We start from the raw sequence: 23,257 nt of genomic DNA, 5'->3' as shown, positions 1-23,257 counted from the left end.
TCTCGCTGCGCGATCCACCTCCCCCTGGCGGGGGAGGATCGAAGGTGACTCATGCCGCATCGAGTTCCGGATACGCGCGGAAGATGCCGTCGGTGTTGAAGGCAACGCGGCGGTCGCTCTTGAGATACGCCTTGATGCCGGGAAGCGCCGCGACCTGATCGTGGATGCGGACCAGGTTCGGATAGTCGGGTTCGAGCGTCTTCATCCGCTTCGGGAACATGTACCGCAGCCCCTCGATCACCTGGAACAGCGACGTATCGGCGTAGGTCCATTTGTGATCGATCAGCCAGTCGCCGGTATTGGCTTGCGCGGCATCCTCGAAATGACCGAGATACTTCGGCATCCGCGCCTCGCGGAACTGCTTGGCGGCACGCGCCGCCTCGGGCTTCTGGTCGTCGTAATAGTCCATCATCGCGACCGGATGATGGACGTTGTGGACCTCCGCGACGAGGTCGGCGATCGTCAGCTGGAGCTGGTTGAGCCACAGCCGGTCCGCCATGTTCGACGGCGCGAGGCCGTGGCGCTCGCCGAGATACATCAGGATGTTGGCGACCTGCGCGATCACCAGACCGTCGAGCTCCAGATACGGCGGCGCGAACGGCGTCCGGCCGGTGCGATCGTTGAGATCGGCCAGCAGGCCCTCTTCGCCTACGCCGCGCGCGCAATCCTCATACGCGATCTCGGCGCCTTCGAGTGCGAGCCGGACGAACTCGCCGCGACCTTGAACGGAGGGCCAGTACCAGAGCTTGTACGCCATCAAATCTCCCCAGGCGCGCGGGCCTTGATGGCGAGCGCGTGAATCTTCGTGCTCAACAGTTCGGAGAGCGCCTGGTTCACGAGCCGCTGGCGCGCGACGCGATTAAGTCCTTCGAATGCCGGTGTTTCCACTTCGACACGGAAATGGGTCTCACCGGTGCCGTCGTCGCCCATGTGGCCAGCGTGCAAGCCGCTCTCGTTGACGACGGTCAGCTGCGTAGGGCTGAGTGCGGTGGTGAGGCGGGCGGTGATCTGGTCCTGTACGGAGCCGGTGGCGAGGTCTGTCATGCTCCCTATATAGCCCGTTTTGGAAGCGCGGGGAGCCGGTGGCGGACGACGATCGAAAAGAGCGGAAAGAACGCCCCAGCCCACGGTTTCACGGCCGCGTGGAAGGGACGGGGCGCGTCTGCATGTGGCGCGACTGCGAGGAGCCCGGCGAATTTCGTGCGCCCCCGCTCGAAGGACCGAGCGACGGCGGCCCGCCGCAGTTCCGCTGGTTCTGCCTCGAGCATGTCCGCGCGTTCAACTCCGGCTATAATTTCTTCGACGGCATGACCGCGGACGAGATCCACCATGCGCAGCGGCCGATGGCGGGTTGGGAACGCGAAACGCGCGCGTTCGCGCACGGCGGCGGCGATACCCCGCCGAAATGGGCGGACTTCGCCGATCCGATCGATGCGATCGGCGCGCGTTTCGGCGAGCGGATGGCCGCGGCGCGGAAAGACGGCCGCGTGCTGTCGGATGGCGAACGGCGATCGTTGCGCGTCCTTGGGCTCGGCACGGACACCGACCGGACGGCGCTCCGCAAACGCTACAGCGAACTCGTCCGGCGCTATCACCCCGATCGCAACGGCGGCGACCGCGCCCACGAGTCGGAGTTGCAGAAGGTGATCGCGGCGTACCAGCATCTGAAGGGCGCCGCGGCGTTTGCGTGACGAAGCGGGAATGTGATCCATACTTACTCTGATCGATATTTCGCGATGCGCCAGCCGGAACCGCACGGCTGGCGAGCGGTTCGTCTAACTCTTCCGGTCAATCGCCCGACCAATCTTACAGGGGCGGTTGAGTAACTGCCCGCGCTTGGCCTAGAGCTACCGGGAACACGAGGCCAACATGACCGATATCCCGAATACCCAGCCAGACAGCCGCGAGACCACGATCCTCGACGCCCCCGACCGTATGGTGAAGGTGCGCGAGATGTTCGGAATCGATTCCGACATGGAAGTGCCGGCGTTTTCCGAAGCTGACGAGCGCGTCCCCGATCTCGATCCGGCGTACGTCTTCGATGCCGACACCACGCTCGCCGTGCTGGCGGGGTTTGCGCATAACCGCCGCGTGATGGTCCAGGGCTATCACGGTACCGGCAAGTCGACGCATATCGAGCAGGTCGCGGCGCGCCTGAAATGGCCGTGCATCCGGATCAACCTCGACGCGCACATCAGCCGTATCGACCTGATCGGCCGCGATGCGATCGTCCTGAAGGACGGCCAGCAGATCACCGAGTTCCGCGAAGGCCTGCTCCCTTGGGCATTGCAGACCCCGACCGCACTCGTGTTCGACGAGTACGACGCGGGCCGCCCCGACGTGATGTTCGTGATCCAGCGCGTACTGGAGACCGAGGGCAAGCTGACGCTGCTCGACCAGAACCGGGTGATCCGCCCGAACCCTTGGTTCCGCCTGTTCGCGACCGCCAATACGGTCGGTCTCGGTGACACGAGCGGGCTGTATCACGGCACGCAGCAGATCAACCAGGGCCAGATGGACCGCTGGAACATCGTCGTCACGCTCAACTACCTGCCCGCCAAGGTCGAGGCGCAGATCGTGCTCGCCAAGTCGGGCGAATACGACAAGCCCGAGGGCAAGAAGACCGTCGAGAATATGGTTCGGGTGGCGGATATGACTCGCAAGGGCTTCGTCAACGGCGACATTTCGACTGTCATGAGCCCGCGCACGGTGATCACCTGGGCGCAGAACGCGCTGATCTTCGGCGACGTCGGCTTCGCGTTCCGTCTGTCGTTCCTCAACAAGTGCGACGAAGCGGAGCGGCCGCTGGTCGCCGAATATTACCAGCGCGTGTTCGGCAAGGACTTGCCTGAGAGCGTGGTGGGCAAGGCCTAAACCTTTGGCCAACGAAACCCCTCTCGATCGCTTCAAGGCGGTTCTTGCCGGCACGGCGCGTGCGATCTCGGAGGAACCGGAGGTCGAACTCGCCTTCACTGCGGACGCGCCGACACAGTCGGGCAAGCACATCAAGGTGCCGATGCCCGCTCGCGCTCTGCCGCTGGAGCAGGTCGCGGAGGCGCGTGGGTTCGCGGACGGCTTCGCGCTCAGGTTAAAGCACCACGACATCGCGCTGCATAATCGTGCGGCGCCGGTCGACGCGGTTGCGCGTGCGGTGTTCGATTCCATCGAGACTGCACGAGTCGAAGCGCTCGGCTCGCGTGGCTATGCGGGGATCACCGAGAACCTCGAACGCGCGCTCGACGTCCGCCTGCGCGCCGATCCAATTACGCGCGCGCGCAACCGTGACGAAGTGCCGCTGTCGACCGCGCTTGGCCTGATGGTGCGCGAACGGCTGACCGGGCAGGAATCCCCCGCGATTGCCGCGCCCGGTCTCGCGCTGGTCCGCGAATGGATCGAGAGCAAGACCGACCTCGACGCGCTGGCCTACGCGCTCGATGACCAAAAAGCGTTCCAGGGCCTTGCGCGAAAAATGCTGCAGGAGCTCGAACTGGTCGAGGGCGATCAGGTCCCCGAGGAGAGCAACGAAGGCGGTTCCGAGGACGAGGGCACCGACGAACAGCAGCAAGACGAGGGCGACGAAGGCGACGACCAGGGCGAGGACGGCCAGGGCGAAGTCGAGGCGCGCGGCGAACAGTCCGAGCAGCAGAACGAGGAAAGCGACGGCCAGGAGCAGAGCGACGAGTCGATGGACGACATCGACGGCGAGCCCGGCGACGACGGCGAGGAAGGCATGCAGCCGGTCCGCCCGAACCGTCCCTTCGCGGACATGGGCGGCGCGTTCGACTACAAGCCGTGGACGACGCAGTTCGACGAGGTGATCGCTGCCACCGAACTGTGCGATGCCGACGAACTCGCGCGGCTGCGCGGCTATCTCGACCAGCAGCTCGTGCATCTGCAATCGACCGTGTCGAAGCTCGCCAACCGCCTCCAGCGGCGGCTGATGGCGCAGCAGTCGCGGTCGTGGGATTTCGACCAGGAGGAGGGCATCCTCGACGCGGCGCGCCTTGCACGCGTGATCGTCAACCCGACGCTGTCGCTGAGCTACAAGGCCGAACGCGAGACCGACTTCCGCGACACCGTGGTGACGTTGCTGATCGACAATTCCGGCTCGATGCGCGGTCGCCCGATCTCGATCGCGGCGATCAGCGCGGATATTCTCGCGCGCACGCTGGAGCGCTGCGGCGTGAAGACCGAGATTCTCGGCTTCACGACGCGCGCCTGGAAGGGCGGGCAGAGCCGTGAGACGTGGCTGGCTGCCGGGCGTCCGCCGCAGCCGGGTCGGCTCAACGACATCCGCCACATCGTCTACAAGCGTGCCGACGAACCGTGGCGGCGCGCGCGCAACTCGCTCGGGCTGATGATGCGCGAGGGGTTGCTGAAGGAGAATATCGACGGCGAGGCGCTGATGTGGGCGCATGCGCGGCTAGTCGCACGGCCGGAGGAACGTCGCATCTTGATGGTGATCAGCGACGGCGCGCCGGTCGACGATTCGACGCTGTCGGTGAACTCCGGCTCGTATTTGGAACGTCATCTGCGCCAGGTGATCGGCTGGATCGAGAGCAAGTCGCCGGTCGAGCTGGTCGCGATCGGCATCGGCCACGACGTCACCCGCTATTACGCGCGTGCCGTGACGATCATGGACGTCGAGCAGCTCGGCGGGACGATCATCGAACAGCTGGCCTCGCTGTTCGATACCGAATGATCCGCAGGCCGGCGGCGTGATCGCGGCGCCAGCCGGCGGGTTCCACGGACCCGTCAAACGCTCGATCACGATCGCCGGCCACCAGACCTCGATCAGCCTCGAACCGGTCTTTTGGCAGGCGCTCGAAGGCGCGGCGGTGCGTCTTGCCCTGCCGCTGTCCGCGCTCGTCGCCGAGATCGATGCGATTCGCATCGTCGCGGACGATCCCCCCAATCTCGCTAGCGCATTGAGAACATGGCTGTTTGATAATCCAGGTTGAGAACTACTCGCATTAGCGTTGACAGTGAGAACGACTCTCAATAGCGAGCCCCTTAAGAACAAAGGGGTTTGTCCATGTCGCTACCTTCGCTGCGCGCATCGTTGCCGCGCTCGTCCTCCGTACCAGCGTTTCTCGCTCTGTCGTGCGTCGGCGCCTTCGCGACCGCGCCGGCCTATGCGGCGGATGCCGACAAACCCGCGGCACCAGTGACCGATGCACAGCAACGCGACGAAATCCTCGTCAACGGTCAGCGCGAGCGCGACTCCGGCCCCAAGCAGGTCGCGCCACTCGTCAACACGCCGCGCTCGGTGATCGTCCTGCCAAAGGACGTGATCGAGCAGACCGGGTCGAACAGCCTCGCCGACGCGCTGCGGACCGTGCCCGGCATCACCTTCGGCGCAGCGGAGGGCGGCAACCCGATCGGCGATCGCCCGTTCATCCGCGGCTTCGACAGCCAGGGCAGCATCTATGTCGACGGCGTCCGCGATCTCGCATCGCAGACGCGCGAAGTCTTCGCGGTCGATTCGGTCCAGATCGTTCGTGGCTCGGATTCGACGCTCGGCGGCCGCGGCTCGGCCGGCGGCACGATCAACATCCTGTCGCGCCTGCCGCAGCTCGAGAACTTTGGATCGCTCAGCGGCAGCTACGGCGAGGCGGACTACAAGCGCATCACCGGCGACGTGAACCTCAAGATTTCCGACACCGCCGCGTTCCGCATCGAAGGCATGTGGCACGACCAGGATGTCGCCGGGCGCGATGCGATCTGGTCGAAGCGCTGGGGTGTCGCACCGTCGTTCGCGGTCGGGCTCGGCACGCCGACCCGGCTGACCGCCAGCTTCTATCATATGGAGAGCAGCGAACTGCCCGACAGCGGCATCCCGTATCTCTACACGATCGCCAACCATCCCGGCACCGGCAACATTTCGACCCAGCCTGCGCTCGGTACCGTGACGACCGCCGGCGGCCAGACCGGCTACGTCTCGCGCAAGAACTTCTACGGCCTGGCCAATCGCGACTTCCGCGATGCCAACACCAACCAGGCGACGATCCGCGTCGAGCATGATTTCGGCGGCATCACGCTGCGCAACACCGCGCGCTACACGCACAGCGACCAGAGCTATATCTTCACGCTGCCCGACGACAGCCAGGGCAATGTCTTTGGTACGGCGGCCGTCAATCCGACCAGCGGTGCCGCTGGCACGCGCGGCGACGTGCTTACCGGCGGCTATGTCTGGACGCGCGGCAACACGCGGTACGGCTATAGCGAGAGCATCGTCGACCAGACCGACCTGTACGGCAAGTTCGATACAGGGAGCATCGAGCACAGCTTCTCGCTCGGCACCGAAATCTCGTGGGAGAAGACGCGGCGCGGCGCGTTCGTGTCGGCGAACGGATCGACGATCTCGCCACGCTGCAACACCGCGACGATCGCGCGGTCCTATTGCGTGAGCCTGTTCGATCCGAACCCGAATGCACCGTGGGTGAACTACACGAGCGACACGTCGACCACGCCGACCCCGATCGTGAAGGGCGCGACGTCCGCCGAAACCCAGAACGACGCCAATACCAAGGCGGTTTATGCGTTCGATTCGATCACGCTGATGCCGGCGCTGATCCTGAACTTGGGTGCGCGCTACGATCGGTTCGAATCCACCATCACCCTTCCGGGCGCGACGCAAACCAAGGTCAAGCGGGTCGACAACCTGTTCAACTGGCAGGCCGGCCTGGTGTTCAAGCCGACGCCGGAGACCAGCCTGTACGCAAGCTATGCGACCGCCGCGACGCCGCCCAACAGCCTGCTCGGCGAAGGCCGCGAGGATAATGCGATCACGGCAGCAACGCTCAATTTGCTGAAGCCGCAAAAGACGAAGTCGTATGAGGTCGGCGCCAAGGCCAGCCTGTTCGGTGAAAAGCTCCAACTCGGCGCGGCGGTGTTCCAGACCGATATCGCCAATGCCCGCGTGCTCGACGACAACAACACCGCGTCGTTCATCGGCGAGACGCGGATCCGTGGCGTCGAGTTCAACGTCAGTGGGACGATCCTGCCCGGCTGGACCGTCTTCGGCGGCTTCACGCATCTCGATCCGAAGATCATCGACGGCGGCTTCACGACGCTGACCGCCGCCGCGCTCCCTGGTATCCAGCCGGCCCGGACGATCGGCGTCGTGTCGGTCAACACCGGCAAGCAGGTCCCGCAGACCGCGAAGAACAGCTTCACCGCTACCACCAACGTCGCCGTGACCAAGCGGCTTCAGATCGGCGGCACGGCTCTGTACATGGACGAGCAGATCGGCGGCTATGCCGACAACCGCACCGCGACGCAGACTGCCGCCGGCGTCGTGTCGGTCAACCCGGCGACCAAGGTCCTGACGCGCAGCACGCCCGACTACTGGCGCTTCGATGCACGCGCGAGCTACAAGCTGACCGACAATGTCGACCTCAGCGTCAATGCGCAGAATTTGACGAACAAGACCTATTTCTCGCAGACCTATGCCAGCCACTATGCGACGCTCGCGGCCGGTCGCACGATCTTCGGCACGGTGAACCTGCGGTTCTGAGGATGATATGACGGCGATCGATACCCTCACGCCCGACGCCATCGCCGCGCGCCTCTCCGGAAGTCCGGAGGAGCGCGCGGCGTTCGTGCGCGAGGCGGCGGACGCCGGCGTCGCCGAGGCGCAGGCGGTGTATGGGCAGATGCTGCTCGATGGCACCGGCGTCGTGGCCGATCCGGTAGCGGCGCTTGGGTGGTTCACCAAGGCGGCGGCGCAGCATCACGTGATGGCGCTCAACATGGTTGGGCGCTGCTACGATCTCGGCTGGGGCACGCGGGTCGACAAGGCGCGTGCGGCCGAATGCTACCGGGTCGCGGCGGCGCGCGGGCTCGATTGGGCGATGTATAATTACGCGACGCTTCTCGCACTGGGGGAGGGTGTCGCCGAAGACAAGCCGGCGGCATTGGCGTTGCTGGAGACGGTCGCGGGGATGGATTCGGGGCTCGCCAGTGCGAAGGCGATCAACTTCGTCGGCAGTTTTGCGGAAGACGGATGGGCGTGCGAGCGCGATCTGGTGCGGGCTGCTGAATGCTATGCACGGGCAGCGGAGGGCGGCGATTTCCGCGGATGCTTCAATCACGCGCGGATGCTGGGCGCGGCGGGGGATGTCGACGCGGCGCTGGTCTGGTTGAAACAAGCCGGCGCGCGCGGCAACGCGGCGTTTCTGGGCAAGGCCGTAGCATGGCTGGCGGCTAGCGATATTCCCGCGTTCCGCACTGCTGGCGTGGCCGCATTGCGTGAAGGTGCGGCATGCTGATCGCCGTTCCCGATGTGCTCGATCCGGCGGAAGTGGCACGAGTGCGGAGCGTCATCGATGCGGCCGAATGGATCGACGGCAACGCGACCTCCGGCCAGCAATCGGCGCTCGCCAAGCGCAACGAGCAACTGCCCGAGGACTCCGGCGAAGCGCGTGAGGCTGGCGGGATCATCCTCGACGCGCTCGGCCGCTCCGCGCTGTTCGTCGCCGCCGCGCTGCCGCTGAAGGTCTTTCCGCCGCTGTTCAACCGCTACGCCGGCGGCCAGGATTTCGGGCTGCACGTCGACACTGCGATCCGGATCAAGCGCGGCTCCGACTTCCGCATTCGCAGCGACCTGTCGGCAACGCTGTTCCTCGCTGATCCCGAGACCTATGACGGCGGCGAACTCGTGATCGAGGATCAGTTCGGGCCGCAATCGGTCAAGCTGCCCGCCGGCCATATGGTGGTGTACCCCGCCTCTAGCCTGCACCGCGTCGCGCCGGTCACGCGCGGTGTGCGGGTGGCGTCGTTCTTCTGGCTGCAGTCTATGGTCCGGGATGACGGCGCGCGGCGGATCCTGTTCGATCTCGACCAGGGCGTGCAGGCGGTTGCAGCCGCGCAAGGGCAGGGCGATCCGGCGACCGTGCGGCTGACGGGGGTGTACCATAATCTTTTGCGCCGCTGGGCCGATGTCTGAGCGCGATCCGTCATCCTGACGAAAGGCGGGACCTAGGATCCCGGGTCTTACGCTGCTTGGCTCTGGGTCCTGACTTTTGTCAGGATGACGGGAAGGGGATGGATGGACTTGCGTACGCCTGCCATGACACGCTCCGCGAGCGGGGGAATATTCGATGAGTAAATTGGCGATGCGGCGGGCGTGGTTTCAGGTCCACAAGTGGATCGGGCTGATCCTTGCGATCCTGATCATTCCGTTGTCGCTCAGCGGCGCGGCGCTGGTGTGGCATGACGCGCTCGACCGGATCGTCGATCCGACGCGCTATGCGGTGTCGGGGACGACGGTGCTCAGCCCGGACGCCTATGTCGCGGCGGCAGCGACCCGGCTGACGCACGGCGAGCGGATCGCGCAGTTGACGATGCCCGACGATGGCGGACCGGTCGTCATTGCCGCCGCCGCCGGCGGGACTGCATCGAAGCGACCGGGACCGCCGCAGCGGACGATGGTGTATCTCGATCCGCCGACTGCGCGCGTGCTGGAGGTGTCGCCGTCGAACGGTGGGCTCGTGCGGTTTCTGCACGTCCTGCACGGCAGCCTGCAACTGCCTGGCGTCGGGCGATCGATCGTCGGCTGGATCGGCGTGGCGATGATGGTGTCGTGCTTCACCGGGCTTTGGCTGTGGTGGCCGACGGTCGGCAAATGGTCGCGCGGGCTGCGGTTCCGGCGGCACCGTAACGTCGATACCAACCTGCATCACCTGTTCGGGTTCTGGATCGCGCTGCCGTTGTTCGTGCTGTCGCTGACCGGCGCGTGGATCTCGTTCCCGCAATTCTTCGGGAAGATCAACGGGGAGGCGTCGCGGCCCCGAGGCGGGCCCGATCGCGGCGCGATGATGCGTGCGAGACCGCTGGCCAAGCCTGCGCAACCGCTTGCCGTGGCGATCGGCAAGGCGCGCGCCCTGGCGGGTGGCGCGCCGTTGCGCAGTGTCGCTTGGCCGACCGATCTCAGCGCCGACTGGACCGTGACGTTCGCGCGCGGGACGACGCCGGTCGGGGTGAAGATCGCCGACGACACCGGCGGCGCGACTGCTGCCCCCGCGCGGCCTCAGGGCGGCGTGGCGCGGTGGATGCGGCGAATCCACGACGGCACCGACATGGGTGCGCTGTGGCAGGTGATCATTTTCCTCGGAGGGATATTGCCGGCGGTGCTGGCGGTGACCGGGGTGATCATGTGGTGGCGTGCACGGGGGTGGAAGGCGGAGCTGGCGGCGCGACGGGCGACCTAGGCTGTCCCTCTCCCCTCCGGGGAGAGGGAAGGAGGAGCCTCTTGGCGACGGAAGGGTGAGGGGCTGTTGGGATCAGCGTCCCGAGCCTCATTCCCCTCACCCTCCCACGCGCAAGAGCACGCGGGCCCCTCCCTCTCCCCGCAGGGGAGAGGGGTTAAGTTACCGCCCCAACAATACCCGTGCTTGCCCGGCGATCTGCGCTAGCATCGCCGCATTCGGCACCGCCGCGTGGCGCGCGCGGTCGATTACCGCCTTGAACTGCGCCACGCGCGTTGCATTTGCGGCCAGCCACGTTTCCACGGCGCCCTGCGGATCCTGCGCGCCGCGGCGGGCGAGGAATTCGAGCCGTAGCTGCTGGAAATCGCGCGCGAGGCCCGCGATCAGCAGGCGCTCCCACGGATCGGTCGGGCTGATCCGCGCGGCGTTTGCCTGCGCCCAGTCGAGCCCGAGCGCCTGCCCGAGATGCGTGAACGCGCGCGTGAGGACCGCCTCGTCGAGCGTCATCCGCTCGCCGAGATCGGCAAGTCCGACCGCGCCGTCCATCTCGAACAGGCGGACGACCTTGCGCACCAGATCGCCTGGTGCACCGACCGCTTCGAGCTGCCCCGCGATGCGGCTGCTCTGCGCACTTGCTTCCTCAAGCAGCAACGCCGCGGTCTGGCTGTCGAGCTGCGTGATGCCCTTCGCCAACCGTGCGAGCACTTCGCCCGGCACGGCGCCCGGTGCAGACACGCGCAACAGGTCTGCGATCTGCGAGCGGGTCGCGACCGCCACCTCGTCGAACAGCGCGATCCGCGCCGCCTCGGGCATCACCGCGGTCTCGATTTCCGCCCACAACGCGGGCAGGTCGAACAGGCGCTCGGCGACGACGAACATCGCCGCGATATCGCCCATCGCCGCGCCTTCCTCTTCCGCCAGTTCGAACGGGTAGAGGATGCCCAATCGGTTGACGATCCGGTTGGCGAGCTTGGTCGCGACGATCTCGGGCCGCAGCCGATGCTCGTCGATCGCCGTCGCGAAGCGCTCGCGCATCGCCGCCGGGAACGCGGCATGCAAATCCGCCTTCAAAGCGTCGTCCTTGGCGACATCACTATGCTCGATCGCATCCTGCAACCCGAGCTTGGCGGTCGCCAGTAGCACGGCCAGCTCGGGCCGCGTGAGCCCCAGGCCATCCTGGCCGCGGCGCAGCAGGATATCGTTCGACGCCAGCCCCTCGACCGCCCGATCGAGCCGCCCGGTGCCCTCGAAGATCTCGATCACGCGGACATAGCTCGGCATCGCGACCGCGCCGTCCGCTTCGGCGATCGACAGCGCGAGCGTCTGGAGGCGGTTGTCCTCCAGCACCAGGTGCGCGACGTCGTCGGTCATGCTGGCGAGCAGCGTGTTGCGGTCCTCGTACTCCAGCCGGCCCTCGATCATCTCGCGGTTGAGCGCGATCTTGATGTTGACCTCGTTATCCGAGCAGTCGACGCCTGCCGAATTGTCGATGAAGTCGGTGTTGATCCGCCCGCCGCGTGCCGAAAACGCGATGCGCGCGGCCTGCGTGACGCCCAGGTTCGCGCCTTCGCCGATCGCGATCACGCGGAGATCCTCGGCATTGACGCGCAGCCGGTCATTCGCCGGATCGCCGACCGCGACGTTCGCTTCCGATGCCGCCTTCACATAGGTGCCGATGCCGCCGAACCAGAGCAGATCCGCCGGCGCCTTGAGAATGGCCGAGATCAGCGCGCCCGGCTCCATCTCGCTCACCGTCACGCCGAGCGCAGCCTGCACCTGCGGCGACAGCTTCACCACCTTGGCGGTGCGCGCGAACACGCCGCCGCCCTTCGAGATCAGGCTGGCGTCGTAGTCCGCCCAGCTCGACCGTGGCAACGCGAACATACGGTTGCGCTCGTCCCAGCTGGTCGCCGGATCGGGATCGGGATCGAGGAAGATGTGGCGGTGGTCGAACGCCGCGATGACCTTCAGCGTCTTCGACAGCAGCATGCCGTTGCCGAACACGTCGCCCGACATGTCGCCGCAGCCGACCACGGTGATGCTCTCGCTCTGCACGTCGAGCCCGCGTTCGGCGAAGTGTCGCTGGACGCTCAGCCATGCGCCCTTGGCGGTGATGCCCATCGCCTTGTGGTCGTATCCGACCGAGCCACCGGAGGCGAACGCATCGCCCAGCCAGTAGCCGCGTTCGAGCGCGAGTGCGTTCGCCACGTCGCTGAACGTCGCGGTGCCCTTGTCGGCGGCGACGACGAAATACGGGTCCTCGCCGTCGAGGATCGTCACGCCGTCGGGATGGACGACCTTGCCCTCGACGATGTTGTCGGTGATCGACAACAGGGTGCGGATGAAGATCCGGTAGCTCTCGGTACCCTCGGCCAGCCATGCGTCGCGGTTCGACGGGGCAGGGAGTTGCTTCGGATAGAAGCCGCCCTTCGCGCCGGTCGGCACGATCACCGCGTTCTTGACGCGCTGTGCCTTCATCAACCCGAGGATCTCGGTGCGGAAATCGTCGCGACGGTCGGACCAGCGCAGGCCGCCACGTGCGACCGGGCCGGCGCGGAGGTGGATGCCTTCGACGCGAGGCGAATACACCCAGACTTCGCGCCACGGCACGGGGGCGGGGAGACCGGGGATCAGATGGCTGTCGAGCTTGAACGCGAGCGCTTCCGACGCGGCGGGCGTGAACGCGTTGGTCCGCAGAGTCGCCGCGATCAGGTTGCGATACGCACGCAGGATGCGGTCGTCGTCGATCGCCGTGACCGCGTCTAGCCCGGCTTCGATCGCCTGATCCGCCTCGATCGCGTTACCTGGGTGCTCCGGATGGTGGACCGCAGTGAACCGCGCGATCAGAGCCGCCGCAACCTTCGGCGCACGCCGCAGCGCGTCGACCACGGTGGTCAGACCATACGGAAGCCCCGCCTGGCGCAGATACCGGAACCACGCACGGAACAGCACGATCGCCTCGGGACGCATCCCGAGTTCGACGATCAGCCGGTTGAACGCATCGTTCTCGGCCGCGCCTTCCAGCACCGCCGCGATCGCGCCTTCGAGCACGGGCGCGTCGCTCTGCTGCGCGGCGTCGTTCGCCTCCAGCACGAAGTCATGGACGAACGGCACGCTGTCGTCGCGCAACCGCGTCGGCAGTTCGCCAATCACGCGAAAGCCGAAATTCTCCAGCACCGGGACTGCGTCGGACAACGGCAACGCACCGCCGAGCTTGTAGATCTTCAGCTGCGGATCGGCGCCGGCTTCACCGGGTACGAGACGCACACCACGCGCATCCGCATCGCCCAGCGCGGCGATGCGCTGGATATCCTCGGCGGCCTCGGCGGGCGTGCTGAGGTTGCGGTAGTTCTGCGGGAACGCCGCCGCCCATTTGAGCGCAAGACGCGCCGCACGCGGCGGTGGCAACGTCTCAACCAGGGCGGCCTCGACGTCCGACACCCAGCCGCGCACCATCCGCTGCAACCGGAGCGCGAGCGGCGCGACGTCGGGCATCCGGCCATCGCCGCGCAGATCGAGCGTGTAGCGAATCATCGCGACCTCGCCGTCTTCCAGCGCGATCGACCAGTTCAGCACGCTCGCATTCGCCGCTTCGGCCAGCATGTCGCCGATCGCGACGCGGCGGCTGGTGGTGACGTCGTCGCGCGGCAACCACACGAACCCGAACAGATGACGCCCGAGCGCCGATTCGACGAGCACGAGCGCCGGCCGCGGCCGATCCGCGATGCTCATCGCGGTCAGCGCCAGATCCTCGAGCGCATCGGGTGCGAACGCGATGACCAGATCGTGTGGAAGCGCAGTGAACGCGTGCGTCAACGCCTTGCCGGCATGACCGCGCGGATCGAACCCGAACTTCGCCTTCATCGCGGCGAGTCGCGTGCGGAGGACCGGCACGTCGCGCGGCATTGCGGCCAGCGCGGCGCTGGTCCAGAGCCCGCTATAGATCGACAGCCCGGCGACGGTCGCGCCTTCCATCACCGGCACGACGACGAGGTCGAGCGGCACGGCGCGGTGGACGGTCGAAATCAAGTTCGACTTCAGCAACAACGGCGCGTCGTTGCCCGCCTCGAACCACTCGATCGCGAGCGCGCGCGACGCTTCGGCAAGGATCGGCACACGGTGCTCGTTGCGCGCAATACCCAGCGCGGCGTGGCCACTCCCGTCACGATGCCAGATCTGATGTCCGAGCAGTGTCAGATGGCCGTTGAGGAACCATTGCAACAGCGCGGCGCCTTCGCCCTCGGGCAGCTTGGCGATATCGTCGTCGAGCGCGGCTTGCATCGCGCGCCAGTCGGTCACCGCCGCGCGGACGTCGGCCAATACAGCCGTGAGATCCTCGATCAGCCCGCGACGGTCACGCGCATCGGCGCGCTCCATCTCCAGGTAGATCATCGATTCGGGGCGGCCCGCGCCTTGCCCGTCCGCGTCGATCGCATGCAGCGTGCCATCGGGTGCGCGCGTCGTGCGGACGACGGGGTGAATGATCCGGTCGACCGCGATGTCCTGCGCGCCGATCGCCGCGGCGATCGAATCGACCAGGAACGGCATGTCGTCGTTGACGATCGCGAGCCGCATCCGCCGCCGCGTGTCGTCCGCGCTGATCGGCTCGATCGCGATCGCCGGCGCACCGTCGTCGCGGTGCGCGGCGGTCGCGGCGACGAACGCCGCGGCCTGCGCGACCTCGCTCGCCCCGAAGTCCCTCAGTTCGCCCGGAAGGGCCCGTTCGGTCAACCGGCCCGCGAGGGTTTCGGTGAGCGTGTTCAACGATTGGTTCGCCATAGGTCAGGGCCTATGCGCCCGCTATTCGCCTATCTCAACCCTTGTGGCAGGTGCGAAGGCGAATGCTGCGGCGCACCTAAGATGCGGCGTGTTCGGCGGCTGCGATCGCGATCAGATCGCCATCGAAACCGCCGAGAAAGCTTGCAAAACCTCCCGCGGGCACCTGATGCCGTTGCGCGTGGCGCAGCACCGCCGCGAACGTCGCCAGTCGGGTCGCCTCGAAATTGACGCCGAAGACCAGCGTGACGATCTGCATCATGACGTCCGTCTGGCCAGGCAGGCAGGCGGCGGCGAACAGCGTGGCGAAATCGCCCTCGTCGTGCTCGGTCGACACCGCGAGATCATGCGCACGACCCAGCGTCCGGTGCAGCGCCGCACGACTGCGTGCTTCGGCAGCCCGCACCTGTGCCGCACTCTCGCGCGCCATCGCCAGCTGCTCGCCGAGCGGACCGGCGAGCACATACTCGGCCGGCAAGGGATCATCCAGGACAAGCGCCGGCATGGGCGTCGGCTCGGCCGGCATGATATCGAACCCGCCGCTCGGACCATCGGCCCAGACCTGCGCGGCCGCACCCGAGACCCGTGGCGTGCCCTGAACCGCCGCATCCAGTTCGGCCGACAGCGCCGCCTGCAGATCGGCGTCCGCGAGTTCCTTCCAATTGATCACGCCGTAGATGAAGTCGATCGTCACGCCGCCCGACGCGAACGGCATCAGGATGCCGCGGTACAACGTCGTCCGCCCCCGGCTGCTGACAAATTCCGCCTCGAAACCGATCGGTGCGCGATTGGCGATGATCTGGAGATAATGGTCGGTCAGCCGCGACAGCAGCGAGCGGCTCGGCACGTCGGCGATCGTCGCGATCGGCCCCTCGAGCCCGCATTCCTCGCGTAGCGCACGCCCGAGATACGCGATCCGGGGGTCGCCCATGCCGCGACTGAAATCGAGCAGCACGCTGTGCGGGCCGAAATCGGTGATCGTCTCCGGCTCGAGATCGGCGATCGACGGGTAGGGGCGGTCCTTCAGCAGCGACACCCAGTGGTTGTACGCGCGGACGTGCATCCGCCGCTCATCGCCGCCGAGATCGAACATCACGTCGTTGACGCCCGCATCGGTCGAATGACGCGCATCGCTGGACGTCGCGCGGTCCGTGCCGTCGAAACCCGAACTTCCGAAATCGGAACTCCCAGAACCCGAATTTCCGAAACCCGAACTCACTGCATCATATCCTCCGCGAGCGACCGGACCATCTGGACCGTCGCTGCGTTCGTTGTCCAGGCCGCGTACCGTATCCATGCCCAAGGGCCCCCGTTTTTCAGCCACGCTCTTGCACGCCGTTTGGTAAACGCCCGGTAAAGACGCAAACCGCTTGTCAGCCCGCAAATCCCTTGGTATTCGCCGCGACCTCGACCGGATACGTCCGTCGTCGGGCCGCTTTAGCTCAGCTGGTAGAGCATCGCATTCGTAATGCGGGGGTCACAGGTTCGAGTCCTGTAAGCGGCACCATCGACAAGTTGTTGAGAGTACTCACATTTTAAGATTTTCCCGCATGGTCGAGGATTTCTCGGCTCCGGTGCGGTTCCGGTGCATTGCACCCGGAGCGAGCGTTTCGATCTCCGAGATGATGCTCTCCAGAGCGCGGACGACGCTAGGGAACTCGCCGATCGCGTAGACCTCAGTCTGGCTGCCGGCGCGGTGGCCCATGAAGCCCTCCAGATCCCATTTCTCGGCGCCGCGGTTGCGAACGAGCGTCGCCAAGCTGTGGCGCAGAACATAGGGGCGCCACTCGCGGCCGTTGGGCATTTCGAGCTTCGTCAGCATCGTGTCCCAAGCGCGGTCGACATCCTGCACGGGGCGGCCGTGATAGTTCACCAGCCAGCCGCAGCCCGAACGCTCGACAGGCTTGAGTGAGATGTACGTCTCGTATTCGGCGCGCAGCCAGCGATCGAGTAGCGGGAGCACAGGTAGCAGCGCGCGATGCTTCTTGTTCTGCGTCCGACCCTGCGGGTTCAGGTCGATAGTTGGGGCGCCGGGCCACCATTGCTGGCGTTCGGGGCAACGCTAATATCCATCACTGCGCCCGGTCGCGCGATCGTGCAGACTGAGGCGACCAGAAATGCGTGGAGCGAGCCGCGCTGGCGATCGGGTTCGGCCGCGTAGGCGAACATCTTCGCCAGTTCGTCAACGCCGATTCGCGTGCGGCGCTGGCGCTGCACTTGGCGGGCGGGAAGGGGCTTATAGATCGGACGCTTGTCGGAGCGCGGCGGCTCGGCGTTGGCGGCGTGGTTTAGGACCGCGATCAGTTGCGCGATCGATGCCTCGGTCGCAGCCGGTGAGCGGATGCGCGATACCGTGACCTCGCCTTTGCCGTTGCGCCATTCGACCGGCTGCAACCGCGACCACGCGCGAAACGCGTGGACGAAGACTGACGAGCAGGCGGCAGCGCAGCTGGTCGCGTGACCAAATCGGCCTTCCGCGCCCAGTGCCTGCTCGGCGTCGAGGAACGCAACGACGTGCGCCAGGCGTCCGGCGATCGTGTCCGCCGACACGCGCGTGTCGCCCCACTCGATCTTATAGTCGGCGATGGCGTCGCTCAGCAGATAGGTCTGCGCCTGCGCCAGCGACTGGCCGCAGGCGTGGCAGAAGGCCGGGGCCTCGCCTTTATCGGCAAGATAAAGCTTGTCGAGTGCGAGGATCGCCGCGGCTTCGTCTACCGTACCCGTTGACGAGCTGCGCTCGCGTCGCGTGGCGGAATCGTACCATCAGACATAGAAATTGGGGGTCCGCCGGGTTCCGTCTGCTCGTTCGTCATGAGCGAGCCAGTATTTGCCCCGTTGATAGACCGGCGGCGTGCGTCGCGACATTGTGTTCGTTCTTTCAGATAATCGGATTTGGCGCGGTGCGTCATGTCGAAGAGACCGAGACTACCGAGCAGGTCGAGGTCGGCGGACTCCAGCCGGATACCCTTTCCAAGCTCGGCAGCGCGGGCGAGCTTCTGATCGAGTCTGACGATCGAGGGAGCGCTCATTAGATCGCCTTATGAAGCTTGCGCCGGCGAGCGGGGAGCCGCTCGCCGCGCGAATCCGAGGCGGCGGCATCGTCCGGAAGTTTGGCGTCGGATGCGCCATGTTCCCCAATAGCGGACGTTCCGCTTTCCTCCCAAACCGGACATTGGGAGGGCACCGCGGAGTTGAGGTGGCATCACGCCCACCGAGTGGGGGTCGCGTTCGATTCAACGGGATGGCCGTTACCGCAACTGTCCAAGTGGGTCTGTCTGCGCCCAGTTGCGGACATCCCCGATGTCCGCCAGTCTCTCAAGCATGAGGTGGATCGCACTCACATACCTGCTTTCTCTCGCTTCCTGCCATCAGGCCGTCCCTCGCCTCGCAAGCTGTGTCGAGGCGCGTGACCCGAAACTTACCGAGGAGCGGTGCTACGGGGGTGATCTAAGGCAGGGCCGATATGTCGGCGACATCACATGCTTCCCGTTTGGACCGTCCCAACGTTTGACCGGGATTTGGCACGTGGATCTTGAGGGTTCGTACTTCACGCTTTCGTCTGACGGCAGGCAAACGAGGGATGTGTGGCTACAGGTCCCTAACCCGCCCCGGTCTGCGGTCGCCTCAATGCAGGGTGATACGCCTCGCGACTTTGCTATCACAATTGATGGCCGCCGTTCACTCTGTCCAGGCAGGTTTGGCCATATGGGAATGTCGCCTAACGAAGTTATCGCGGATAAGCTGTTATCGATCTCCCCTGCGTCTTCGTCGTGATCGAACCGGAAGGCCACTAACCTCCCCATTCTGGCCACTCCGCTTACGCCTAATTGCAGACGTTCGACGACTAGGGCAAGCTCGCGCTATGAGCGACGCCAAACCTATGACCCCATGCTGCTTCTGTGGCAATTTTGACTATTCTGGGGTCGATCCGACCTACCTGACAATCGGCACACGCTCGGAGGTCACGAAGACGTGGTGGTGCCACCTTACCTGTTTCGAGGCAAAGCTGCCCGCGATGCCCGAGCCCTGGAATATCTACTCTTATGAGGAAGATGCTGGCCACCCGTTCGCGTAAACGGAACGTCCGTTTTCCTTCCCCATCACGACATTCGCGAGCGGATAGTCGGGCTTCAAAATCGGTTTTCGCAAAGATGAACCAGCGTCCGAAGTTGGGAAGCGAGGGAAGGGGCGTGAGCGTCCGCAATTGGGTCTTGCCAGCCTTCTGCTGGCGGGGAGTTTCGCCCAAATATAGCCATTCCACCAGCGAACCGCGCCACCCGAAACCGGACATTGCTTAACTAGGGGATTTGCCCGAATATTGTCCGTGCCAGCGTAACGGAATTGGTAGACGTATCGCTACAGCGATCCCGGAGACGGGTGCGGGTTCGATTCCCTGCCGTTGGCAACTTCGCCCACACCCGGACATTCAGGCTGACGATAGGGGCGTCCGATAACGGCCATTCGTTAAGCGCGCCTTTTCCCCATTCTTCGTCTCCAAGAGCGGCTAGCGGGCAGCGCCATGGACGGTCGCCACTACGGTGGAACAATCGTCCTAGTTCCATCTGATCGGTCCGTGTTTCGGCATCAATGGAATTGATCAATTGTGCTAGGAAGCTGAGCGCGGGCCCGCTGACCGTACCATCTTCATGGGCGGCGCGCCTTCGATCATTGTGCAGCTTGAGAAGTCAGGCGCGAACTCGACCGTGACGCCAAGTCCCTCTGATCGGAAGCGCGTTGGGGACAGGGCGATCAGGCGTTCGGCCATGTTCCCGCCGACAAGCCTGGCGAACAATCCCTCGGATCGTGCTTCGAGGTCCACCTTGAGCCCGCCCCCCTCGAAGTGGCCGGCCGCCTTCGACAGTTCGGCGAGCGACAGCGTCTTTTCCTCGGTCGCGGGTGCGGCGACATCTGACCAGCCGTAATCGGTCGCGATTGCGCGGATGACCTCGCCCATCAGCCGCCGGCCGTCGCCCCCGTTGGTCAGCGCGACGATCCCGTCGCCCTTGCCAATGTAGGAGACCATGAAGGATTCGTATCCGGCATTCACGCCGTCGTGCATGAAGCGCGGCGCTCCTTCGGGATATACGGCGACCCCAAGTCCCCAATTGTCCTTGACCGGCGTCATCATCAGGCGGGTCATAGCCGGCGATAGGCGGTGCCCTCTCTTGCCTGCCGCCGACGCCTGAAGGTCGATCAGCAGGCGGGCGAGATCGGTAGCTGTCGTCCACAGGCCGGCCGGCGCGAGTTCGGGGTAGACCTGATAGTTGCTGGGCATGGGCTTGCCCTGCGCAGAGCCGAACGCCGCATTGGCCAGGATCGCCGGCGATGGTGGCATGGTGAAGGCGCTCCGCGTCATGCCGAGCGGCGATAGAACCTCGCGTCGGCCGAGGTCTGCGAAGGCGGTGCGGCCCACATCGGATAGAGCGACCTGCGTTACTACATAGCCGCCGCCTGAATATTCGAACTGGCCGCCCACGGGTAATATGCTGCGCACGGGCTGCGTGTTCGCGGGCGACACGCCGTCCAGTATCTGAACGGGCGTGGGGAGCGGTGAGCCGGGCTGGTAGCCGCCGAAGCCATGAACCCCCAGGCCGGCCGTATGGCTCAACAGTTCGCGTAGTGTGATGCCGTTTGGCGCCAGCTTCGCGTCCTTCGGCAGCTGCCAGGAACGAAGCACCTCGTTGATGTTCTGGTCGAGCTTAATCCTACCCTGCTCAACCAAGCGGAGCGCCGTCACCGCGGTCACGACCTTGCTGATCGACGCAGCCTGGAAGGCGGTATTCGGCGTTACGGGCTTGCAGCTCGTCAGATCGCGAACGCCCCAGCCTCGCGCCCAAACGATCTTGCCGTCGTGGATTACGGCGACGCTGATTCCGGGCACATCGTACTGGCGCATCCGGTCGGCGAGGCTGAACGGCCGTGCGCCGGACTTAATAACCGGCGGTTGCAAATGACCTTCGACATAGCGCGTGTGGATGTTGTCGGGGCCACCCGCCGCCAACGCGGGCACGGGGCAACGACCGGTCTGCCCACTAGCGGGAGCGGCGAACGCCACCGCAGCCGCCGCACCGAACAAGTAGCATTTTCCTAACCGCTGCATTGCGTGTTTCCTCTCGATGGCTTTGTATTCCGCCCTAGCAATGGGTCGGCGCGGATCGCTTCACTGCGACTCACGCCCGCCCGTGTGAGGACAAGGCCGCCTGGCAACGAGACCTCTTCATGTGGCCGCCTGATCGGCCTGTGGAGGTTGCGGTAGTTCGGCGTGCCAGCGCGCCAAGGCCGCGACGATCGCTAGTTCAAGGAGCAGGATCGCGACCTGGCGCAGCGCCTGACCGACATTACAATCAAGCAAGCCGATCAGGATGATGATGGTGACCGCCGCAGCCAGGCTCATTGCACCGGCTGCTTCGACACGCGCCCAGTCACAGTCGAGCAGCGTCCACGCCAGCCGCAGATGCGCCCCGCCGAGCACCAGCGAAACCACCGCTATCAATGGCGTCAGCCCTTGATAGGCGCTGGTCATAAGGTAGCCCTGAAGGCTGTTAGGCACCGCGAAGTCGCCGATGCTTAGCATGGCGGGAAAGCCGTGCCACAGGCCAACAACCTGAAACGAGCCTATCGGCACGATCAGCCCCAGCGCAAGCGCATGGATCGTAAGGCTGAACCGGCCTTCGTCGTGCGCCGGCATCCGCCCCCAGGAGGCGACGAGGCAACCGAAGGCAAACCGCAAGCCGCCTCCGTCGGCAATTGCTTCCTCTAGCTCGGATTGCATAGCGATGCCCCAGCCATAGTCTCTGCTTCTCATGCAGAGCGTGGCGAGCGTAAGGATGGCGCGGGAGAGCGCCACCCTCATGCCAGCGCCGCCCGCAAGCCCGGTCCGCTGTTCGCAGTGATCGAGGCATTCGCCAAGGCGACGCCGGCAGCCGTCAACCGGTAAGCGTGGCGAGCTGGCCGTCCTGGGCGTGTGGGCTCGCACCATTGCGCCTCGACCAAGGCTTGCTCCGTCATCCGCATAAGCAATGGATAAAGCGTCCCGGACTGGAGCCCTGTCTGCTTCATCAGGTCATAGCCGTGACGCCACTCCTGACTGCGCGCCGATAGCGCTTCCAACAGGAGCCGCATCTGTTGCGAAGGGCGTCGGGCACGAACCATGGTCAAACGTCACATATGTAGACTTAGCCGTCAATGGGTATCTGCCCGACCGAAGCACCACGAGAGCGACACTTTATAAGGCGATCGGGACTAAGCTTTTTTCTCAACTGACGTGAATTTTGGAAACCGATGCGGCTTCCCAGTTCTTGCTCCTTTTTGGGAAGTAAGCAGCCGCCCAACGGCTGCGATCGCTACCCATCTTCCCGAAAGCAGCCCGTCCGCTTTCCTCCCAAATCGGACATTAGGTGCGGCGGAGATCCCCTCCGCCGCGACTTCCCAAGCTCCGCCGAAAGCCTTTGAGGTTCATGCGACAGTAGCCGCGATATACCCCCGCGATACCCCGACCGCTTACGCCCAAACATAGACATTCAGGTGCACGATCAACTTGCCCGAAAACGGCCATTGGTTCAGCTACGCGGGATGGGTAATCGTCCAAGTTCGAGATTGGTGTCGTGGGCGTTGATCGCCGTGATCGTTGGCCTCTTCATCGTCGTGATCGAGACCCGCAACCGCCAGCCCATATACGCATCTATCGAGCCCTTCGTCGGGTGCTACTCGGATGGAGCTAATCGGCTGCTGCTCGAAGCCAACGGCAGGCTCGCCATAAACGGAACGGCGGCAGGTTCATCTCGGATTGTAAAGCCGGTGGGAGGGAAGCACGGCTACCTTGTGGAGGTTAGTGGGCTCACCCTTGCGAGCGGGCGAGGTGGTCTGGTCATAGCGACGGGCGGCACTGGCGGCTTTCTCTGGCCGATCAACGATCGGGCGATCAACCTAACCTTCGCCCCCAACGCTGCAATCGCCCTCAAAAGGACTGCCTCCTCTTCGTGTTGAATAGCTAATGCCAGCTTACCGCATTTCCCACCTGCAAGCGGTCAGACCGCTTTCCTTCCCCTTCACGACATCCAAGACGGACGATCTTTCGCCAAGCTCACTCAGCGCGAGGATGAACGAATGTCTAAATTTGGGGAGCGGGAAAGGGCGCGCGAATGTCCCGGTTTGGGTCCTTTCGTAGTGTGCGAACGGCCCCGCCTTCCGAGGGGACGGAGGCGTGGACCGACCCGCCGACGTGAGAGCGCAGCGAGTACCGGGGAATATTTATCCGCTGCTTGCGGAGT

At 65.2% G+C, this 23,257-nt stretch carries 18 protein-coding genes, 1 tRNA gene and 1 pseudogene; 11 read left to right on the top strand and 9 right to left on the bottom strand.

Annotation, left to right across the window (positions count from 1 at the left end):
* Positions 1-49: 49 nt before the first annotated feature.
* Complete coding sequence (locus ASG20_RS11945) at positions 50-757, bottom strand: glutathione S-transferase (RefSeq protein ID WP_056052431.1); 708 nt, start codon at positions 755-757, stop codon at positions 50-52.
* Positions 757-1,044, bottom strand: coding sequence for a BolA family protein (locus ASG20_RS11940; protein WP_056052428.1), 288 nt, complete (start codon positions 1,042-1,044; stop codon positions 757-759). The genes ASG20_RS11945 and ASG20_RS11940 overlap by 1 nt, the downstream gene beginning before the upstream one ends.
* Positions 1,045-1,166: 122 nt before the next feature.
* On the opposite strand from ASG20_RS11940, the gene ASG20_RS11935 reads away from it, so the two are divergent.
* From ASG20_RS11935 to ASG20_RS11900, 8 genes are all read left to right on the top strand, one after another.
* A complete protein-coding gene (locus tag ASG20_RS11935) occupies positions 1,167-1,691 on the top strand; it encodes a J domain-containing protein (protein WP_082470914.1) in 525 nt (174 codons plus the stop codon).
* Between the two features lie 178 nt (positions 1,692-1,869).
* Positions 1,870-2,874 (top strand): cobaltochelatase subunit CobS, encoded by a 1,005-nt coding sequence (gene cobS / locus ASG20_RS11930; protein ID WP_056052421.1) that lies wholly within the window; start codon positions 1,870-1,872, stop codon positions 2,872-2,874.
* Positions 2,875-2,878: 4 nt separating this feature from the next.
* Positions 2,879-4,702 (top strand): cobaltochelatase subunit CobT, encoded by a 1,824-nt coding sequence (gene cobT / locus ASG20_RS11925; RefSeq protein ID WP_056052419.1) that lies wholly within the window; start codon positions 2,879-2,881, stop codon positions 4,700-4,702.
* 16 nt (positions 4,703-4,718) lie between these two features.
* Positions 4,719-4,961: a ribbon-helix-helix domain-containing protein gene (locus ASG20_RS11920; protein ID WP_082470913.1), complete on the top strand. Its 243-nt coding sequence runs from the start codon at positions 4,719-4,721 to the stop codon at positions 4,959-4,961.
* A 74-nt stretch (positions 4,962-5,035) separates the two neighbouring features.
* Positions 5,036-7,519, top strand: coding sequence for a TonB-dependent receptor (locus ASG20_RS11915; protein WP_056052412.1), 2,484 nt, complete (start codon positions 5,036-5,038; stop codon positions 7,517-7,519).
* Between the two features lie 7 nt (positions 7,520-7,526).
* A complete protein-coding gene (locus ASG20_RS11910) occupies positions 7,527-8,273 on the top strand; it encodes a tetratricopeptide repeat protein (protein ID WP_056052410.1) in 747 nt (248 codons plus the stop codon).
* Positions 8,267-8,950, top strand: coding sequence for a Fe2+-dependent dioxygenase (locus tag ASG20_RS11905; RefSeq protein WP_056052407.1), 684 nt, complete (start codon positions 8,267-8,269; stop codon positions 8,948-8,950). Before ASG20_RS11910 ends, ASG20_RS11905 begins: the two co-directional genes overlap by 7 nt.
* Before the next feature lie 154 nt (positions 8,951-9,104).
* Entirely contained in the window at positions 9,105-10,214 is a 1,110-nt protein-coding gene (locus ASG20_RS11900) for a PepSY-associated TM helix domain-containing protein (protein ID WP_056052404.1), read from the top strand.
* Positions 10,215-10,373: 159 nt separating this feature from the next.
* On the opposite strand, the gene ASG20_RS11895 is transcribed toward ASG20_RS11900, so the two are convergent.
* Both ASG20_RS11895 and ASG20_RS11890 read right to left on the bottom strand, forming a co-directional pair.
* Positions 10,374-14,990 (bottom strand): NAD-glutamate dehydrogenase, encoded by a 4,617-nt coding sequence (locus tag ASG20_RS11895; protein ID WP_056052401.1) that lies wholly within the window; start codon positions 14,988-14,990, stop codon positions 10,374-10,376.
* Positions 14,991-15,066: 76 nt separating this feature from the next.
* Complete coding sequence (locus ASG20_RS11890) at positions 15,067-16,206, bottom strand: PAS domain-containing protein (protein ID WP_156364262.1); 1,140 nt, start codon at positions 16,204-16,206, stop codon at positions 15,067-15,069.
* Between the two features lie 212 nt (positions 16,207-16,418).
* Between ASG20_RS11890 and ASG20_RS11885 the strand changes: the two genes are divergently transcribed.
* Positions 16,419-16,494, top strand: a tRNA-Thr gene (locus tag ASG20_RS11885).
* Positions 16,495-16,515: 21 nt separating this feature from the next.
* On the opposite strand, the gene ASG20_RS19910 is transcribed toward ASG20_RS11885, so the two are convergent.
* The gene (locus ASG20_RS19910; RefSeq protein ID WP_231420713.1) at positions 16,516-16,950 is read right to left on the bottom strand and encodes a hypothetical protein; all 435 of its coding nucleotides are present in this window, start codon (positions 16,948-16,950) and stop codon (positions 16,516-16,518) included.
* Positions 16,951-16,997: 47 nt separating this feature from the next.
* Positions 16,998-17,537: a hypothetical protein gene (locus tag ASG20_RS19905; protein ID WP_236698767.1), complete on the bottom strand. Its 540-nt coding sequence runs from the start codon at positions 17,535-17,537 to the stop codon at positions 16,998-17,000.
* Between the two features lie 1,776 nt (positions 17,538-19,313).
* Between ASG20_RS19905 and ASG20_RS19405 the strand changes: the two are divergent.
* Positions 19,314-19,392: pseudogene (locus ASG20_RS19405) on the top strand.
* A gap of 201 nt (positions 19,393-19,593) precedes the next feature.
* On the opposite strand, the gene ASG20_RS11875 reads toward ASG20_RS19405, so the two are convergent.
* The 3 genes from ASG20_RS11875 to ASG20_RS11865 all read right to left on the bottom strand — a co-directional run bounded on the left by ASG20_RS11875 (position 19,594) and on the right by ASG20_RS11865 (position 22,109).
* Positions 19,594-21,087 carry a serine hydrolase domain-containing protein gene (locus ASG20_RS11875; RefSeq protein WP_082470912.1) on the bottom strand — a complete coding sequence of 498 codons (1,494 nt, stop codon included), beginning with the start codon at positions 21,085-21,087 and terminating at the stop codon, positions 19,594-19,596.
* Between the two features lie 117 nt (positions 21,088-21,204).
* Positions 21,205-21,840 carry a hypothetical protein gene (locus tag ASG20_RS11870; protein WP_056052393.1) on the bottom strand — a complete coding sequence of 212 codons (636 nt, stop codon included), beginning with the start codon at positions 21,838-21,840 and terminating at the stop codon, positions 21,205-21,207.
* Positions 21,837-22,109, bottom strand: a complete 273-nt coding sequence (locus ASG20_RS11865) for a PadR family transcriptional regulator (protein ID WP_056052390.1) — start codon at positions 22,107-22,109, stop codon at positions 21,837-21,839. Before ASG20_RS11865 ends, ASG20_RS11870 begins: the two co-directional genes overlap by 4 nt.
* A gap of 489 nt (positions 22,110-22,598) precedes the next feature.
* On the opposite strand from ASG20_RS11865, the gene ASG20_RS11860 reads away from it, so the two are divergent.
* Positions 22,599-22,973, top strand: coding sequence for a hypothetical protein (locus ASG20_RS11860; RefSeq protein WP_156364260.1), 375 nt, complete (start codon positions 22,599-22,601; stop codon positions 22,971-22,973).
* Positions 22,974-23,257: the final 284 nt, after the last annotated feature.

The organism is Sphingomonas sp. Leaf198, assembly GCF_001424005.1.
GTDB lineage: Bacteria > Pseudomonadota > Alphaproteobacteria > Sphingomonadales > Sphingomonadaceae > Sphingomonas.
The sequence above is the reverse complement of the archived record's forward strand: the minus strand, read 5'-3'. Positions and strand labels throughout refer to the sequence as shown.